Origin of the sequence: Bacillus sp. FSL M7-1345 (genome assembly GCF_038006985.1) — a bacterium.
Lineage (GTDB): Bacteria > Bacillota > Bacilli > Bacillales > Bacillaceae_G > Bacillus_A > Bacillus_A cereus_U.
Map to the genome: position 1 here is coordinate 109,034 of NZ_JBBOWG010000001.1, position 18,234 is coordinate 127,267.

The following is an 18,234-nucleotide window of genomic DNA, read 5'->3' on the forward strand; positions in this document are numbered from 1 at the left end:
AGTCATGACATTGACATTGTCTTTTGTTGTATGATACATTTTTAGGGACAATGTTACAAGGTTGGTGTAACTAATGAGGAAAAAAGTTGTACTCTCATGTGAAGAGTGTAAAAATCGAAACTACTCTACGATGAAAGATACGAGCTCAGTAGAGCGACTTGAGATAAAGAAGTTTTGTAAAACATGCAATAAGCATACAGTTCACAAAGAAACAAAATAAATAATACACTGGAGGTCCCGTAGATGCGTTTAACGAACTTTTTCGGCGATGTAGGTCGCGAAATGAAAAAAGTAAGTTGGCCTAAAAAAGATGAATTACTCCGCTCAACAACGACTGTTATCGCGACAGTTGTGTTCTTTGCGATTTTCTTCGCAGTGGTTGATATGGGCATTTCTTCTTTAATTCGGTTAATTCTTGGTTAATTCTTGAATAAGAAGCACTTATCCATGATATAATGTTATTTATAAGAACTGTGTAAAAGCCCGGTGAACGGGTTTTTTCATTTGCGCAAAAAAATGTACGTCAGGGAGGGAAGGACGCTCGTCCTAAATGAATGGAAAAAAGTTGGTATGTTGTCCATACTTATTCTGGATATGAAAATAAAGTAAAAGCAAACCTAGAGAAACGTGTAGAATCAATGGGTATGCAAGATAAAATTTTCCGTGTTGTTGTCCCGGAAGAAGTAGAAGTAGAAATGAAAAATGGTAAAGAAAAAATAACGAAAAGAAAAGTGTTCCCAGGTTACGTATTAGTAGAACTAATCATGACTGACGATTCTTGGTATGTTGTTCGTAATACGCCAGGTGTAACAGGTTTTGTTGGTTCTTCTGGTTCAGGATCTAAACCATCGCCTCTATTAGAAGAGGAAGTTGTTACCATCATGAAGCATATGGGAATGGACAATGAAGTGGTTGATTTCGAATTTGAACTTCATGAAACAGTGCGTGTAAATGAGGGGCCATTCGCGGATTATACAGGTGCGATTGAAGAAATTGATGTGGAAAAGAAAAAAGTTAGCGTGCTTGTAGACATGTTCGGTCGCGAGACTCCGGTTGAACTTGATTTCCATCAAATTGAAAAATTATAAAATGAAACTTGAAATGAATTGTAAAAAGTGATAATATCTTTTAAGTCAGTACGTCTTCGGTAACGGAGACGTTTTTTGAAAAAGATTTTATCATTATGATAAAATATGAAGTGGGAGGGCAAATCACTGCCCAATTGACCACATCACGGACTTAAGGAGGTGTGTCTCGTGGCTAAAAAGGTAATTAAAATAGTAAAACTTCAAATTCCTGCAGGTAAAGCTAATCCAGCTCCGCCGGTTGGTCCAGCATTAGGACAAGCAGGTGTTAACATCATGGGCTTCTGTAAAGAGTTTAACGCTCGTACAGCTGATCAAGCTGGTCTTATCATCCCTGTTGAAATTACGGTATTTGAGGACCGTTCATTCACTTTCATTACTAAAACTCCTCCTGCTGCTGTTCTTCTTAAGAAAGTAGCTGGTATTGAGTCTGGTTCTGGTGAACCAAACCGTAATAAAGTGGCAACTGTTAAGCGTGATAAAGTACGCGAAATCGCTGAAACTAAAATGCCTGACCTAAACGCTGCTAGTGTAGAAGCTGCAATGCGTATGGTTGAAGGTACTGCGCGCAGTATGGGCATCGTTATCGAAGACTAATTCGATTTGTTTTTTGTAAAAAAGGTTGCGGGTCTGGAATTCCAATTCGCAACCTTTATTATCGTAAATGATTATCATTTTTAAATAAATGGATGGGCGCACATCCTCGGGGGTTCCCGGAATGAAGGCGTAAACGTGGGAGGTTATTCCGCTAAAACCACATTCAAGGAGGAAACAAACATGGCTAAAAGAGGTAAAAAGTACGTTGAAGCTGCGAAGCTTGTTGATCGTGCATCTGCTTACTCTGCAACAGAAGCAGTAGAATTAGTAAAGAAAACAAACACAGCTAAATTTGATGCAACTGTAGAAGCTGCATTCCGTTTAGGTGTTGACCCTAAGAAAGCTGACCAACAAATTCGTGGTGCAGTTGTTCTTCCACACGGTACTGGTAAAGTACAACGTGTATTAGTATTCGCTAAAGGCGAAAAAGCAAAAGAAGCAGAAGCTGCTGGCGCTGAATTCGTAGGCGATGCTGATTACATCGGTAAAATCCAAAAAGGTTGGTTCGATTTCGATGTAGTAGTAGCAACTCCTGACATGATGGGTGAAGTTGGTAAACTTGGTCGTGTATTAGGACCTAAAGGTTTAATGCCAAACCCTAAAACTGGAACAGTTACTTTCGATGTAACTAAAGCTGTTAACGAAATCAAAGCTGGTAAAGTTGAATACCGCGTTGATAAAGCTGGTAACATCCACGTTCCAATCGGTAAAGTATCTTTCGAAGATGCTAAATTAGTAGAAAACTTCAAAACAATTGCTGACACGCTACAAAAAGCTAAGCCAGCTGCTGCAAAAGGTACTTACATGAAGAACGCAACTGTTGCTTCTACAATGGGACCTGGCGTACGCGTAGACGTTTCTACACTTGCGTAAAAATTGGAAGTTGACTTCTTAAAGAAGTTTTAATATAATCATTTATGTTGTGAATTTTAATAGTGTACCGTAGACAGTAGGAGTCGATTCGACTTAATTCCCTACCTAGGTGTTAATATACGAAGCGGAATCTTTTTTCTGTGACTATATGCCTCCATGTCTACAAGTTGGGCATGGAGGTTTTTAGTGCACTTTCGGTACATCTTCTATATAATCTACAGGAGGTGTAATAACATGAGCAAAGTAATCGAAACTAAACAACAAGTTGTAACTGAAATCGCTGAAAAACTTCGCGCGAGTAAATCTACAATTGTTGTTGACTACCGTGGTTTAACAGTTTCTGAAGCAACAGAATTACGTAAAAACTTACGTGAAGCTGGCGTTGAGTTCAAAGTTTACAAAAACTCTTTAACTCGTCGTGCTGCAGAGTCTGCTGAAATGGCTGAGTTAAACGAATTCTTAACAGGACCAAACGCAATCGCGTTCAGTAACGAGGATGTAGTTGCTCCTGCGAAAGTATTAAACGACTTCGCTAAAAATCATGAAGCTTTAGAAATTAAAGCAGGCGTAATCGAAGGTAAACTTGTAACACTTGATGAGGTTAAAGCTATCGCTACTCTTCCATCACGTGAAGGCTTACTTTCTATGCTTCTTAGCGTTCTTCAAGCTCCAATCCGTAACCTTGCACTTGCTACTAAAGCAGTTGCAGATCAAAAGGAAGAGCAAGGCGCTTAATTTTTTAAAAGATAATTACTTGTTATCTATAAAACAATACAAACCTATTTAAGGGAGGATATTTACAATGACTAAAGAACAAATCATTGAAGCAGTTAAATCTATGACTGTATTAGAACTTAACGACTTAGTAAAAGCTATCGAGGAAGAATTCGGCGTAACTGCTGCTGCTCCTGTAGCTGTAGCTGGTGGCGCTGGTGAAGCTGCTGCTGAGCAAACTGAATTTGACGTAGTACTTGCAAGTGCTGGCGCTCAAAAAATCAAAGTTATCAAAGCTGTACGTGAAATCACTGGTCTTGGCTTAAAAGAAGCTAAAGAATTAGTTGACAACACTCCAAAAGCAATCAAAGAAGGCGTTACTAAAGAGGAAGCTGAAGAAATGAAAGCTAAACTTGAAGAGGTTGGCGCTGCTGTAGAAGTTAAGTAATTAACTTTTGGTGCTTTTAAAAAAAGCTCGCTCTCATGCGAGCTTTTTTTTTAACTGTAAAGAAAAGAGGTGGCCATATGGCAGACCATTATTTTTCTAACGACCCTTCTAGTAAAAGTGATCGTAAACGATGGGAATTTACACTTCGTGAATCTCGATTTACTTTTTTATCTGACCATGGGGTGTTCTCGAAAAACGAAGTGGACTTTGGTTCTCGTCTTTTAATTGAAGCGTTTCAAATGCCAGATGTTAAAGGTAATGTGTTAGACGTAGGATGTGGGTACGGTCCAATCGGTTTGTCGTTAGCGAAAGAGTTTCAAGATCGTGAAATTCACATGGTGGATGTGAATGAAAGGGCCTTGGGACTTGCAAAAGAAAATGCCGCTAATAACAGAATTGAAAATATACGTATTTTGCAAAGTAGTGTCTATGAAAATGTAGATGGCAAGTATGCTGCTATTCTATCTAATCCTCCAATTCGTGCTGGTAAAGATATCGTGCATGAGATTTTAGAAAAGGCTGTGGAGTATTTAGTTTCAGGTGGAGAATTGTGGATTGTTATTCAAAAGAAACAAGGTGCGCCATCTGCGCTTAAAAAACTAGAAGAAGCATTTTCTGAAGTTGAAGTTGTAGAAAAGAAAAAAGGATATTATATCATAAAATCAAAAAAGCGTTGACGGTTATTTTTGGCTATGTTAACATTATACAATGCCAATATATGATTTTCTGCGTTGAGAAAGATGTATATTTTTGTTTCTCTTGGAAAAGATAGTAAAATCAGCAGATTATGAAACAGAATGATGGTTTTCTTATAGAAGCCATTTTTCTTTTTTGAGCAGATAGAAAGACTCAACGTATCTATCTTTAAGAGAAAAAAACTACGCTAATAGCAGTAGTTGTATTTATTTGTGATTTTTGCACAAATTTTTTTGTGCATTTATAATACTCATGATTTGAGGGGTGAAGCAGTTGACAGGTCAACTAGTTCAATACGGACGCCACCGCCAACGAAGAAGTTATGCCCGTATTAGTGAAGTATTAGAGTTACCAAATCTTATCGAAATTCAAACCTCTTCTTATCAGTGGTTTCTTGATGAGGGTTTGCGAGAAATGTTCCAAGACATTTCTCCGATCGAAGACTTTACGGGAAATCTATCGCTTGAATTTATCGACTACAGCTTAGGTGAACCTAAATACTCTGTAGAAGAATGCAAAGAGCGTGATGTGACGTATGCAGCACCACTTCGTGTAAAAGTGCGTCTAATCAACAAGGAAACTGGTGAAGTAAAAGAACAAGATGTGTTCATGGGAGATTTCCCACTCATGACAGAGACTGGAACATTCGTAATTAACGGTGCAGAACGTGTTATCGTTTCCCAGTTAGTTCGCTCTCCAAGCGTATACTATAGTGGCAAAGTGGATAAAAACGGAAAACGTGGTTTTACTGCTACTGTAATTCCAAACCGCGGAGCTTGGTTAGAGTATGAAACAGATGCTAAGGATGTTGTATATGTGCGTATTGACCGTACGCGTAAACTTCCTGTAACTGTTTTGTTACGCGCATTAGGGTTTGGCTCTGATCAAGAAATCACCGAGCTTTTAGGTGATAACGAATACTTAAGCAATACGTTAGAAAAAGACAACACAGATAGCACAGAGAAAGCATTGCTTGAAATTTATGAGCGTCTACGCCCTGGTGAACCACCAACAGTAGAAAATGCAAAGAGCTTACTTGTGTCTCGTTTCTTTGATCCGAAGCGCTACGATTTAGCAAATGTAGGTCGCTATAAGATCAACAAAAAGCTACACATTAAAAACAGATTGTTTAACCAACGTTTAGCTGAAACACTGGTGGATCCAGAAACTGGTGAAATTTTAGCGGCAGAAGGAACAGTCTTAGATCGTCGTACACTGGATCGTATTCTACCTTACTTAGAGAAAAACATTGGATTCAAAACAGCGAAACCAATGGGTGGAGTGGTAGCAGGCGATGTTGAGCTGCAATCTATTAAGATCTATGCTCCAGAATCAGAAGGCGAACGATCTATAAACGTAATTGGGAATGCAAATATTACTCGTGATATAAAAAACATCACACCAGGTGATATTCTTGCTTCTATTAGCTACTTCTTTAACTTGCTATATAAAGTAGGGGATACAGATGATATTGACCACTTAGGAAATCGTCGTCTGCGTTCTGTAGGAGAGTTACTACAAAACCAATTCCGTATCGGTCTTTCTCGTATGGAACGTGTTGTTCGTGAGAGAATGTCGATTCAAGATACAAATGCAATTACACCACAAGCGTTAATTAACATTCGCCCGGTTATTGCATCTATTAAAGAGTTCTTCGGAAGTTCTCAGTTATCTCAGTTCATGGATCAAACAAACCCATTAGCAGAGTTAACTCACAAACGAAGACTATCTGCATTAGGACCCGGTGGTTTAACGCGTGAGCGCGCAGGCTTTGAAGTACGTGACGTTCACTACTCTCACTATGGTCGTATGTGTCCAATCGAAACACCAGAGGGACCAAACATCGGTTTGATTAACTCATTATCTTCGTTTGCGAAAGTAAATGAGTTTGGTTTCATTGAAACGCCATACCGTCGTGTTGACCCAGAAACTGGTCTTGTAACAGGGCAGGTTGATTATTTAACAGCAGATGAAGAAGATAACTATGTTGTAGCCCAAGCGAATATGAAATTATCTGAAGTAGGGGAATTCCTTGATGAAGATATCGTAGCTCGTTTCCGTGGTGAAAACATTGTCACAAATAAAGAACGCATCGACTACATGGATGTATCTCCAAAACAAGTAGTGTCGGCAGCGACAGCTTGTATTCCGTTCTTAGAAAACGATGACTCTAACCGCGCACTTATGGGAGCGAACATGCAACGTCAGGCGGTTCCGTTAATAAATCCGGAATCTCCGATTGTAGGTACAGGTATGGAGTACGTATCAGCAAAAGACTCAGGTGCTGCAGTAATCTGTAAACAGCCTGGTGTTGTTGAGCGCGTAGAAGCACGTGAAGTTTGGGTACGTCGCTATGTAGACGTTGACGGTCAAACAGTAAAAGGCGACTTAGATCGCTACAAAATGCAAAAATTCATTCGTTCTAACCAAGGAACTTGCTACAACCAACGTCCAATCGTAAGTGTTGGAGACCAAGTTGTAAAAGGTGAAATCCTTGCGGATGGTCCTTCTATGGAACTAGGTGAACTAGCTCTTGGACGTAACGTGCTTGTTGGCTTTATGACATGGGACGGTTATAACTATGAGGATGCGATCATCATGAGTGAGCGCCTTGTAAAAGATGATGTGTACACTTCTATCCATATTGAAGAATATGAATCAGAAGCTCGTGATACGAAGCTTGGACCAGAAGAAATTACACGTGATATCCCGAATGTTGGAGAAGATGCACTTCGTAATCTTGACGAGCGCGGTATTATTCGCGTCGGTGCTGAAGTAAAAGATGGAGATCTACTTGTTGGTAAAGTAACGCCAAAAGGTGTAACAGAATTAACAGCAGAAGAACGTCTATTACATGCAATCTTCGGTGAGAAAGCACGTGAAGTACGTGATACATCACTACGTGTACCACACGGTGGTGGCGGTATTATCTTAGACGTAAAAGTGTTTAACCGTGAAGATGGCGATGAATTGCCACCAGGCGTGAATCAACTTGTACGTGCATATATCGTTCAAAAGCGTAAAATTTCTGAAGGTGACAAAATGGCCGGTCGTCATGGTAACAAAGGTGTTATTTCCCGTATTTTACCGGAAGAAGATATGCCTTACTTACCAGATGGTACGCCAATCGATATCATGTTAAACCCATTGGGGGTACCATCTCGTATGAATATCGGTCAGGTATTAGAGCTTCATCTTGGTATGGCAGCAAGATACCTTGGTATTCACATTGCAACACCGGTATTCGATGGTGCTCGTGAGGAAGATGTATGGGGCACAATTGAAGAAGCTGGTATGGCAAATGACGCGAAAACAATCCTGTATGACGGACGTACTGGTGAGCCATTCGATAACCGTGTATCTGTTGGTGTCATGTATATGATCAAACTTGCGCACATGGTTGACGATAAGCTTCATGCTCGTTCTACTGGACCATACTCACTTGTAACGCAGCAACCTCTTGGAGGTAAAGCTCAGTTCGGTGGACAGCGTTTCGGTGAGATGGAGGTTTGGGCACTTGAAGCTTATGGTGCCGCGTATACTCTTCAAGAAATCTTAACAGTGAAGTCTGATGATGTTATTGGACGTGTTAAGACGTATGAAGCAATTGTTAAAGGTGAAAATGTTCCAGAACCAGGCGTTCCTGAATCATTCAAAGTATTGATTAAAGAACTGCAAAGTTTAGGTATGGACGTTAAAATGATGTCGATCAACGATACAGAAATTGAAATGCGTGATACGGAAGATGATGATCATCAATCAGCAGATAAATTGAATGTTGAAGTTGAGACAACTAAGGAATAATTGGGATAACCTGTAGACTAAAAGGGAGGTAGGCCCCTTGATAGATGTAAATAACTTTGAATATATGAAGATTGGACTTGCTTCACCTGACAAGATTCGTTCTTGGTCATACGGTGAAGTTAAGAAACCAGAAACAATTAACTATCGTACGTTAAAGCCTGAAAAAGATGGCTTGTTCTGTGAGCGTATTTTCGGACCACAAAAGGACTGGGAATGTCATTGCGGAAAATATAAACGTGTACGTTATAAAGGTGTAGTTTGTGATCGATGTGGCGTTGAAGTAACGCGTGCAAAAGTTCGTCGTGAACGTATGGGTCATATCGAATTAGCTGCTCCTGTATCTCATATTTGGTATTTCAAAGGTATCCCGAGCCGCATGGGACTTGTCTTAGACATGTCCCCTCGCGCGCTTGAAGAAGTAATTTATTTCGCTTCTTATGTTGTAACAGAAAGTGGAGATACACCACTTGATAAGAAGCAATTACTTTCTGAGAAAGAATACCGTGCATATCGTGATCGATATGGCAGTACATTCCATGCTGCTATGGGTGCAGAAGCGATTAAAAAATTACTGCAAGACATCGATTTAGATAAAGAAGTAGACTTCTTAAAAGAAGAATTAAAAACAGCACAAGGACAACGCCGTACTCGTGCTATTAAACGTCTAGAAGTATTAGAAGCATTCCGTAACTCTGGAAATCACCCATCTTGGATGATCTTAGAGGTTCTTCCAGTTATCCCACCAGAACTACGCCCGATGGTACAGTTAGATGGTGGACGTTTTGCTACTTCTGACTTAAACGACTTATATCGTCGTGTAATTAACCGTAACAACCGTTTAAAACGTCTATTGGACTTAGGTGCACCAAGCATCATCGTTCAAAATGAAAAACGTATGTTACAAGAAGCTGTAGACGCATTAATCGATAATGGTCGCCGTGGCCGTCCAGTTACTGGACCAGGTAACCGTCCATTAAAATCACTATCTCACATGCTTAAAGGTAAACAAGGACGTTTCCGTCAAAACTTATTAGGTAAACGTGTTGACTACTCTGGCCGTTCTGTAATCGTTGTAGGACCGAACTTAAAGATGTACCAATGTGGATTGCCGAAAGAAATGGCACTTGAATTGTTTAAACCTTTCGTTATGAAAGAGTTAGTTGGAAAAGGATTAGCACACAACATTAAGAGTGCTAAACGTAAAATCGAGCGTGTACACCCTGAAGTTTGGGACGTTTTAGAATCTGTGATTAAAGAGCATCCAGTACTTCTAAACCGCGCACCAACACTTCACCGTCTTGGTATCCAGGCGTTTGAACCTACACTAGTAGAGGGTCGTGCAATCCGTCTTCACCCACTTGTATGTACTGCATACAACGCGGACTTTGACGGTGACCAAATGGCGGTTCACGTTCCGTTATCATCAGAGGCACAAGCGGAAGCTCGTATTCTTATGTTAGCGGCACAAAACATCTTGAATCCAAAAGACGGAAAACCAGTTGTTACTCCATCTCAAGATATGGTATTAGGTAACTATTACTTAACACTTGAGCGCGAGGGTGCAATCGGTGAAGGTATGGTCTTCAAAGATGCAAACGAAGCAATACTTGCATACCAAAATGGATATGTACATCTGCACACACGTGTTGCAGTTGCTGCGAGTTCGGTAAATAATGTAACGTTTACTGAAGAGCAAAAGAGTAAGCTTCTATTAACAACAGTTGGTAAATTAATATTTAACGAAATCTTACCAGAGTCGTTCCCTTATATTAATGAACCAACAAACTCAAACCTTGAAAAAGAAACACCAGCGGAATATTTCGTTGAAAAAGGTGCGAACATTAAAGAAATTATTGCTAGTCGCGAAGAAGTGGCGCCATTTAGCAAGAAAATCCTTGGTAACATTATTGCGGAAGTATTCAAACGTTTCCAAATTACGGAAACATCTCGCATGCTTGACCGTATGAAAAACTTAGGATTTAAATACTCTACAAAAGCTGGTATTACAGTTGGGGTATCAGACATTCTTGTATTAGGCGAAAAAAATGAAATTCTCCATGAAGCACAAGCAAAAGTAGATAATGTAATTAAACAATTCCGTCGCGGTTTAATCACGGAAGAAGAACGTTACGATCGCGTTATCTCTATTTGGAGTAATGCAAAAGATGTTATCCAAGGAAAACTGATGAAATCCTTGAATAAACGCAACCCAATCTTCATGATGAGTGATTCTGGTGCCCGTGGTAACGCATCGAACTTTACTCAGCTTGCTGGTATGCGTGGTCTGATGGCCAATCCATCTGGTCGTATCATTGAGCTTCCAATCAAATCAAGTTTCCGTGAAGGTTTAACAGTACTTGAGTACTTCATCTCTACGCATGGTGCGCGTAAAGGTCTTGCCGATACAGCACTTAAAACTGCCGATTCTGGTTACTTAACACGTCGTCTTGTAGACGTTGCACAAGATGTAATTGTTCGTCAAGATGATTGTGGGACAGATCGTGGTTTACTAATTGGTGCGATTAAAGAGGGTAATGAAGTTATTGAGTCACTATATGATCGTCTTGTTGGACGTTTTGCGAGAAAAACTGTAAAACATCCTGAAACAGGTGAAGTATTAATTGCTGAAAATCAATTAATTACTGAAGATATTGCTCATATCGTTGAAAAGTCGGGTGTTGAAACTGTAAATATTCGTTCAGCGTTTACGTGTAATACTCGCCATGGTGTATGTAAAAAGTGTTACGGTCGTAACTTAGCAACTGGTACAGACGTAGAAGTAGGAGAGGCGGTAGGTATTATCGCAGCTCAATCTATCGGTGAGCCAGGTACACAGTTAACGATGCGTACGTTCCATACAGGTGGGGTTGCCGGAGATGATATCACACAAGGTTTACCTCGTATCCAAGAGATCTTCGAGGCTCGTAATCCGAAGGGTCAGGCAGTTATCAGTGAAATCGACGGTGTTATCGCAGCGATCAACGATGTTAAAGATCGCCAAGAAGTAGTTGTACAGGGTGAAGTTGAAGCTCGTACGTATGCTATTCCTTACGGTGCTCGTCTGAAAGTAACTCTAGGACAGCCAATTAGCCACGGTAAAGAGTTAACAGAAGGTTCTATTGATCCGAAGGAATTACTAAAAGTAACGGACATTACAGCAGTTCAAGAATACTTATTACGTGAAGTTCAAAAAGTATACCGTATGCAAGGGGTAGAAATTGGTGACAAACACGTAGAAGTAATGGTACGTCAAATGCTACGTAAAGTTCGTGTAAGTGATGCGGGTGAAACAGATGTATTACCAGGAACATTACTAGACATCCATCAGTTTACTGATGCGAATGCGAAGGTGTTACTGAAAGGTAAACAACCAGCAACAGCTAGACCGGTTCTACTTGGTATTACTAAAGCTTCACTTGAAACTGATTCGTTCTTATCTGCAGCATCGTTCCAAGAAACAACTCGTGTTCTAACAGATGCAGCAATTAAGGGTAAACGCGATGAGCTTCTAGGATTGAAAGAGAATGTTATTATTGGTAAGCTTGTTCCTGCTGGAACAGGTATGAATCGTTATCGCCAAGTGGATCTTGTAAAAACAACACAAGATAACATGAATGTAGAAAACGATGAAGTTTATGTGGAACAGTAAAATTTTCCGTCGTAAATTTTGTATAAAAACAGCTAATCCTAGTTGACATTGTATGAGACAAAATGTTACTATAATCAAGGTTGCTCCTGAACGATGCTTTGGAGGATATTTATATGTCTTATCAAAAAGTGTCAAATGCTGAAAATGTAGTCGTTGGTTATAAACGAACATTGGAAGCAATCAAAAATGGTATAGTTAAAGAAGTTGTTATTGCGGAAGATGCTGATGTGCGGTTAACCCATGTTATCATTCGTACTGCCTTGCAACATAACATACCCATAACCAAAGTTGAATCAGTTCGTAAGCTTGGAAAAGTTTCGGGGATTCAAGTGGGAGCTTCAGCAATAGGAATAATAAGTTAAAACTGTTTTTGTGAGGAGAGAGCATTTGCTCTTCCTTGCAAAAACTTTGTTTTCAACTAATAATGAACCACCTGGATATGTGGTCATACAAACATGCGAAGGGAGGATAAACAAATGCCTACTATTAACCAATTAGTGAGAAATGGTCGTACTGATAAAGTATGGAAGTCTAAATCACCTGCGTTAAACAAAGGTTTTAATTCTTTAAAGAAAAAATCAACTGATATCTCTGCACCTCAAAAACGTGGTGTGTGTACTCGTGTTGGTACAATGACTCCGAAGAAACCGAACTCAGCGTTACGTAAATACGCTCGTGTACGTTTAACAAATGGTATTGAAGTTACAGCTTACATCCCAGGTATCGGTCATAACCTACAAGAGCATAGCGTAGTATTAATTCGCGGTGGTCGAGTAAAGGATTTACCAGGGGTACGTTACCACATCGTTCGTGGTGCGCTTGATACAGCTGGTGTTGACAAACGTATGCAAGGACGTTCTAAATATGGTACTAAGCGACCAAAACCTGCTAAAAAATAATAAACTTATAATGAAAGGAGGAACTCAATATGCCTCGTAAAGGACCTGTTGCGAAACGTGACGTGTTACCAGATCCAATGTACAATTCTAAGCTTGTAACACGCCTAATCAACAAAATGATGGTTGACGGTAAAAAAGGTAAATCTCAAACAATTCTTTATAACGCTTTCGAAATCGTTCGTGAACGTTCAGATAAAGAACCAATGGAAGTATTCGAGCAAGCTCTTAAGAACATCATGCCTGTTCTTGAAGTACGTGCTCGTCGTGTTGGTGGTGCTAACTACCAAGTTCCGGTTGAGGTTCGTCCAGAACGCCGTACAACTTTAGGTCTTCGCTGGTTAGTAAACTATGCTCGTCTTCGTGGTGAAAAAACTATGGAAGAGCGTCTAGCTTACGAAATCTTAGATGCATCTAACAACGCTGGTGCAGCTGTTAAGAAACGTGAAGACACTCATAAAATGGCAGAAGCTAACAAAGCATTTGCTCATTACCGTTGGTAGGATTCAACGTAAAATAAATGTAAGCATAAACCGCTTTATTTGTCGCTTATGGAAGTGTGGAGAGGGAGAATGCCTCTCCCTTTCGTTGGGCGCTCGTTTTACATAATGAGGGTACTGGACACTGGCATATGTAACAATATAAAGTGGCTTTTTTGCTACTTAAAATAAAATAATCCAATCCATATATGGAAGGAGCAAGACACCAAATGACTAGAGAGTTCTCTTTAGAAAACACTCGTAATATTGGTATCATGGCTCACATCGATGCTGGTAAAACAACAGCAACTGAGCGTATTCTGTATTACACAGGACGTATTCATAAAATCGGTGAAACTCATGAAGGTGCATCTCAGATGGACTGGATGGAGCAAGAGCAAGAACGTGGTATCACAATTACTTCTGCTGCAACTACAGCACAATGGAAAGGTCACCGTGTAAATATCATTGACACTCCAGGACACGTAGATTTCACAGTAGAAGTAGAACGTTCTTTACGCGTACTTGATGGCGCAGTAGCAGTACTTGATGCACAATCTGGTGTAGAACCACAAACAGAAACTGTTTGGCGTCAGGCTACTACTTATGGTGTACCTCGTATCGTATTCGTTAACAAAATGGATAAGATTGGTGCAGATTTCTTATACTCTGTAGGAACAATCCACGATCGTTTACAAGCAAACGCACATCCAATTCAGTTACCAATCGGTGCTGAAGACGAGTTCAATGGTATCATTGACCTTGTTGAAGAGTGTGCTTACATGTACAGTAACGATTTAGGAACAGACATCGAGCGTGTTGAAATTCCTGAAGAGCACAAAGAATTAGCTGAAGAATACCGTGGAAAACTTATTGAAGCGGTAGCTGAGCTTGATGAAGAAATGATGATGAAGTACCTAGAAGGTGAAGAAATCACTGTAGAAGAGCTTAAAGCTGGTATCCGTAAGGCTACAACTTCTGTTGAATTCTTCCCAGTAATCTGTGGTTCTGCATTCAAAAATAAAGGTGTTCAAATTCTGTTAGACGCAGTTATTGACTACCTACCATCTCCATTAGATGTACCTGCTATTAAAGGTACTCTTCCGGATACGGAGGAAGCTATCGAGCGTAAGTCTAGCGATGAAGAACCATTCGCAGCTCTAGCATTCAAAATCATGACTGACCCTTATGTTGGTAAGTTAACGTTCTTCCGTGTGTATTCTGGTGTGTTAAACTCTGGATCATACGTGAAAAACTCAACTAAAGGTAAGCGTGAGCGTGTAGGTCGTATCCTACAAATGCACGCTAACAGCCGTGAAGAGATTTCAACAGTTTACGCTGGTGATATCGCTGCTGCTGTAGGTTTAAAAGATACTACTACTGGTGATACTCTTTGTGACGAGAAGAGCCTTGTTATCCTTGAGTCTATGGAATTCCCAGAGCCAGTTATCTCTGTAGCTATCGAACCAAAATCTAAAGCTGACCAAGATAAAATGGGTACAGCATTATCTAAGCTTTCTGAAGAAGATCCAACATTCCGTGCTCACACTGACCAAGAAACTGGCCAAACAATCATCGCTGGTATGGGTGAACTTCACCTTGATATCATCGTTGACCGTATGCGCCGTGAATTCAAAGTGGAAGCAAACGTTGGTGCTCCTCAGGTAGCATACCGTGAGACTTTCCGCGCTGCTGCGAAAGTTGAAGGTAAGTTCGCTCGTCAATCTGGTGGTCGTGGACAATTCGGTCACGTTTGGATTGAGTTTGAACCTAATGAAGAAGGTAAAGGATTCGAATTCCAAAACAAGGTTGTCGGTGGTGTAGTTCCACGTGAATACATCCCAGCTGTTGGAGCGGGTCTTGAAGACTCACTTAAAAATGGTGTACTAGCTGGTTATCCACTAGTTGACATTAAAGCTGCGTTAGTTGACGGATCTTACCATGATGTTGACTCCTCTGAGATGGCGTTCAAAATCGCTGCATCTATGGCGCTTAAAGCTGCGGTTTCTAAATGTAGCCCAGTAATTCTTGAGCCAATGATGAAAGTTGAAGTTGTAATTCCTGAAGAGTACATGGGTGACATTATGGGTGACGTAACATCTCGTCGTGGACGTGTAGAAGGTATGGAAGCTCGCGGTAACGCACAAGTTGTTCGCGCTATGGTTCCACTTTCTGAAATGTTCGGTTATGCAACGGCATTACGTTCTAACACTCAAGGACGCGGAACATTCTCAATGACATTTGATCATTATGAAGAAGTACCGAAGTCTGTTTCTGAAGAAATTATTAAAAAAAATAAAGGTGAATAATTGATTTTTATCGATTGTTCAAGTATAACTACTTATGTAAGCTTAGAAAGTGAGACTTAAGTTTCACTTTCTAGTCTAAATATAAAATAACCTATATAAACTAAGGAGGAATTTAGAATGGCTAAAGCTAAATTCGAACGTTCTAAACCCCATGTTAACATCGGTACAATCGGCCACGTTGACCATGGTAAAACTACATTAACTGCTGCGATCACTACAGTTCTTGCAAAAGCTGGTGGTGCTGAAGCACGCGGATACGATCAAATCGACGCTGCTCCAGAAGAAAGAGAGCGCGGAATCACAATCTCAACTGCACACGTTGAGTACGAAACTGAAACTCGTCACTATGCACACGTTGACTGCCCAGGTCATGCTGACTATGTTAAAAACATGATCACTGGTGCTGCTCAAATGGACGGCGGTATCTTAGTAGTATCTGCTGCTGATGGTCCAATGCCTCAAACACGTGAGCACATCCTTCTTTCTCGTCAAGTAGGTGTTCCTTACATCGTTGTATTCTTAAACAAATGCGACATGGTAGACGACGAAGAATTATTAGAATTAGTTGAAATGGAAGTTCGCGACCTATTATCTGAATACGGATTCCCAGGCGACGATATTCCTGTAATTAAAGGTTCTGCTCTTAAAGCTCTTCAAGGAGAAGCTGAGTGGGAAGAAAAAATCATCGAATTAATGGCTGAAGTTGATGCTTACATCCCAACTCCAGAACGTGAAACTGACAAACCATTCTTAATGCCTATCGAGGATGTATTCTCTATCACAGGTCGTGGTACAGTTGCAACTGGTCGTGTTGAGCGTGGAATCGTTAAAGTTGGTGACGTAGTAGAAATCATCGGTCTTGCTGAAGAGAATGCTAATACAACTGTAACTGGTGTAGAAATGTTCCGTAAGCTTCTTGACCAAGCTCAAGCTGGAGACAACATCGGTGCTCTACTTCGTGGGGTTGCTCGTGAAGACATCCAACGTGGACAAGTTCTTGCTAAAACTGGCTCTGTAAAAGCACACGCTAAATTCAAAGCTGAGGTTTTCGTATTATCTAAAGAAGAAGGTGGACGTCACACTCCATTCTTCGCTAACTACCGTCCACAGTTCTACTTCCGTACAACTGACGTAACTGGTATCATCCAATTACCAGAAGGTACTGAAATGGTAATGCCTGGTGACAACATCGAAATGACTATCGAACTTATCGCTCCAATCGCTATCGAAGAGGGAACTAAATTCTCTATTCGTGAAGGTGGACGTACAGTAGGTTACGGTGTAGTTGCTACAATCGTTGCTGAGTAGTCTTTAATTAGATTATTAAAAACTCAAGGGATTCTCCCTTGAGTTTTTTTATTGCTTATTACTATAGAAGAAAGAGATGCATTTTCTATTTTTGAATGAGTTTCTTCTATAGTATATAAAACGAAAGTGACACCCAAAAACTGTAAGTTAAATAAGAGTAGATGAAAACTTGATATTCTTTAAAGTGCCATGTATAATAGCAAAAGTAGAGAAAAGCAGATGCAAACAAAAAGATGCTTGCATCTAGACGAATAACATTGTATAATAGACAATGTTGGTCTTTGACTGCGATGAAGTGGAAGGTTGCTGACACACCCGGCCGCTTTGCCATGGCATGGTGTGGGGAAATTTCCATGGAGAAGGTCTATTTTAGAAATAGGCGAACGAAGGAGGGAAAATAATGGCAAAAGAAAAAATTCGTATCCGTTTAAAAGCTTATGATCACCGTATTCTTGATCAATCAGCTGAGAAAATTGTAGAAACAGCTAAGCGTTCTGGGGCAACAGTTTCTGGTCCAATCCCATTACCAACTGAGAAGACTATTTACACAATTCTTCGTGCTGTTCATAAGTACAAAGATTCTCGTGAACAATTCGAAATGCGCACGCACAAACGTTTAATCGACATCGTGAGTCCTACTCCACAAACAGTAGATTCATTAATGCGTTTAGACTTACCATCTGGTGTAGATATCGAAATCAAATTATAATTCATATAACTTAAAAATGTAGGAGGTGTAACTCATGACCAAAGGAATCTTAGGAAGAAAGATCGGTATGACTCAAGTATTTGCTGAGAACGGTGAGTTAATCCCAGTAACGGTAATCGCTGCTAATCCAAACGTTGTTCTTCAAAAGAAAACAACTGAAACTGATGGCTACAACGCAATTCAGTTAGGATTTGAAGATAAACGTGAAAAGTTAACTAACAAACCTGAACAAGGCCACACTGCTAAAGCATCTACAACTCCTAAGCGCTTCATTCGCGAAATCCGCGATGCAGACGTGGACGGATTAGAGGTTGGTCAAGAGGTAAAAGTTGAAGTTTTCGCTGCAGGTGAAATCGTTGACGTAACAGGAATTTCTAAAGGTAAAGGTTTCCAAGGTGTTATTAAACGCCACGGACAATCTCGCGGACCTATGTCTCATGGTTCTCGCTATCACCGTCGTCCAGGTTCAATGGGGCCAGTTGCTCCGAACCGTGTATTCAAAGGCAAAAAACTTGCTGGACGTATGGGTGGAGACCAAGTTACTATCCAAAACTTAGAAATCGTTCAAGTTGACACTGAGCGCAACTTATTACTAGTAAAAGGTAACGTTCCAGGTGCTAAGAAATCTCTTGTAGTTGTTCAAGGCGCTGTGAAGGTTAGCAAATAA

At 40.3% G+C, this 18,234-nt stretch carries 17 protein-coding genes and 1 other annotated feature; all 17 genes read left to right on the forward strand.

Annotation, left to right across the window (positions count from 1 at the left end):
• The first annotated feature begins 73 nt into the window (after positions 1-73).
• The 17 genes from rpmG to rplC all read left to right on the forward strand — a co-directional run bounded on the left by rpmG (position 74) and on the right by rplC (position 18,234).
• A complete protein-coding gene (rpmG, locus tag MHB76_RS00590) occupies positions 74-220 on the forward strand; it encodes a 50S ribosomal protein L33 (RefSeq protein WP_012260172.1) in 147 nt (48 codons plus the stop codon).
• Between the two features lie 23 nt (positions 221-243).
• Positions 244-423 (forward strand): preprotein translocase subunit SecE, encoded by a 180-nt coding sequence (secE, locus tag MHB76_RS00595; protein WP_002009797.1) that lies wholly within the window; start codon positions 244-246, stop codon positions 421-423.
• A 131-nt stretch (positions 424-554) separates the two neighbouring features.
• Positions 555-1,088 carry a transcription termination/antitermination protein NusG gene (gene nusG, locus MHB76_RS00600; protein WP_002009795.1) on the forward strand — a complete coding sequence of 178 codons (534 nt, stop codon included), beginning with the start codon at positions 555-557 and terminating at the stop codon, positions 1,086-1,088.
• Between the two features lie 168 nt (positions 1,089-1,256).
• Positions 1,257-1,682 carry a 50S ribosomal protein L11 gene (gene rplK, locus MHB76_RS00605; RefSeq protein ID WP_002159610.1) on the forward strand — a complete coding sequence of 142 codons (426 nt, stop codon included), beginning with the start codon at positions 1,257-1,259 and terminating at the stop codon, positions 1,680-1,682.
• A 180-nt stretch (positions 1,683-1,862) separates the two neighbouring features.
• Positions 1,863-2,555, forward strand: coding sequence for a 50S ribosomal protein L1 (gene rplA, locus MHB76_RS00610; protein ID WP_002009792.1), 693 nt, complete (start codon positions 1,863-1,865; stop codon positions 2,553-2,555).
• 49 nt (positions 2,556-2,604) lie between these two features.
• Positions 2,605-2,750: a sequence feature (ribosomal protein L10 leader region), on the forward strand.
• A gap of 39 nt (positions 2,751-2,789) precedes the next feature.
• Positions 2,790-3,290 carry a 50S ribosomal protein L10 gene (rplJ, locus tag MHB76_RS00615; RefSeq protein WP_002009790.1) on the forward strand — a complete coding sequence of 167 codons (501 nt, stop codon included), beginning with the start codon at positions 2,790-2,792 and terminating at the stop codon, positions 3,288-3,290.
• Between the two features lie 67 nt (positions 3,291-3,357).
• A complete protein-coding gene (rplL, locus tag MHB76_RS00620) occupies positions 3,358-3,717 on the forward strand; it encodes a 50S ribosomal protein L7/L12 (RefSeq protein WP_002009788.1) in 360 nt (119 codons plus the stop codon).
• Positions 3,718-3,794: 77 nt separating this feature from the next.
• Positions 3,795-4,394: a class I SAM-dependent methyltransferase gene (locus tag MHB76_RS00625; protein WP_016103300.1), complete on the forward strand. Its 600-nt coding sequence runs from the start codon at positions 3,795-3,797 to the stop codon at positions 4,392-4,394.
• A 292-nt stretch (positions 4,395-4,686) separates the two neighbouring features.
• Positions 4,687-8,217, forward strand: coding sequence for a DNA-directed RNA polymerase subunit beta (gene rpoB / locus MHB76_RS00630; RefSeq protein ID WP_002159608.1), 3,531 nt, complete (start codon positions 4,687-4,689; stop codon positions 8,215-8,217).
• Positions 8,218-8,254: 37 nt separating this feature from the next.
• Positions 8,255-11,866 carry a DNA-directed RNA polymerase subunit beta' gene (gene rpoC / locus MHB76_RS00635; protein WP_002091510.1) on the forward strand — a complete coding sequence of 1,204 codons (3,612 nt, stop codon included), beginning with the start codon at positions 8,255-8,257 and terminating at the stop codon, positions 11,864-11,866.
• A 113-nt stretch (positions 11,867-11,979) separates the two neighbouring features.
• Positions 11,980-12,228, forward strand: coding sequence for a 50S ribosomal protein L7ae-like protein (locus MHB76_RS00640; protein WP_002159607.1), 249 nt, complete (start codon positions 11,980-11,982; stop codon positions 12,226-12,228).
• A 114-nt stretch (positions 12,229-12,342) separates the two neighbouring features.
• On the forward strand, positions 12,343-12,765 hold the full coding sequence (rpsL, locus tag MHB76_RS00645; RefSeq protein ID WP_001142341.1) for a 30S ribosomal protein S12: 423 nt from the start codon (positions 12,343-12,345) through the stop codon (positions 12,763-12,765).
• A 29-nt stretch (positions 12,766-12,794) separates the two neighbouring features.
• On the forward strand, positions 12,795-13,265 hold the full coding sequence (rpsG, locus tag MHB76_RS00650; protein ID WP_002063416.1) for a 30S ribosomal protein S7: 471 nt from the start codon (positions 12,795-12,797) through the stop codon (positions 13,263-13,265).
• Between the two features lie 206 nt (positions 13,266-13,471).
• Complete coding sequence (gene fusA, locus MHB76_RS00655; protein WP_078174992.1) at positions 13,472-15,550, forward strand: elongation factor G; 2,079 nt, start codon at positions 13,472-13,474, stop codon at positions 15,548-15,550.
• 117 nt (positions 15,551-15,667) lie between these two features.
• Positions 15,668-16,858, forward strand: coding sequence for an elongation factor Tu (tuf, locus tag MHB76_RS00660; protein WP_002159605.1), 1,191 nt, complete (start codon positions 15,668-15,670; stop codon positions 16,856-16,858).
• A gap of 400 nt (positions 16,859-17,258) precedes the next feature.
• Positions 17,259-17,567: a 30S ribosomal protein S10 gene (rpsJ, locus tag MHB76_RS00665; RefSeq protein WP_001040595.1), complete on the forward strand. Its 309-nt coding sequence runs from the start codon at positions 17,259-17,261 to the stop codon at positions 17,565-17,567.
• Between the two features lie 34 nt (positions 17,568-17,601).
• Complete coding sequence (gene rplC, locus MHB76_RS00670) at positions 17,602-18,234, forward strand: 50S ribosomal protein L3 (protein ID WP_000160209.1); 633 nt, start codon at positions 17,602-17,604, stop codon at positions 18,232-18,234.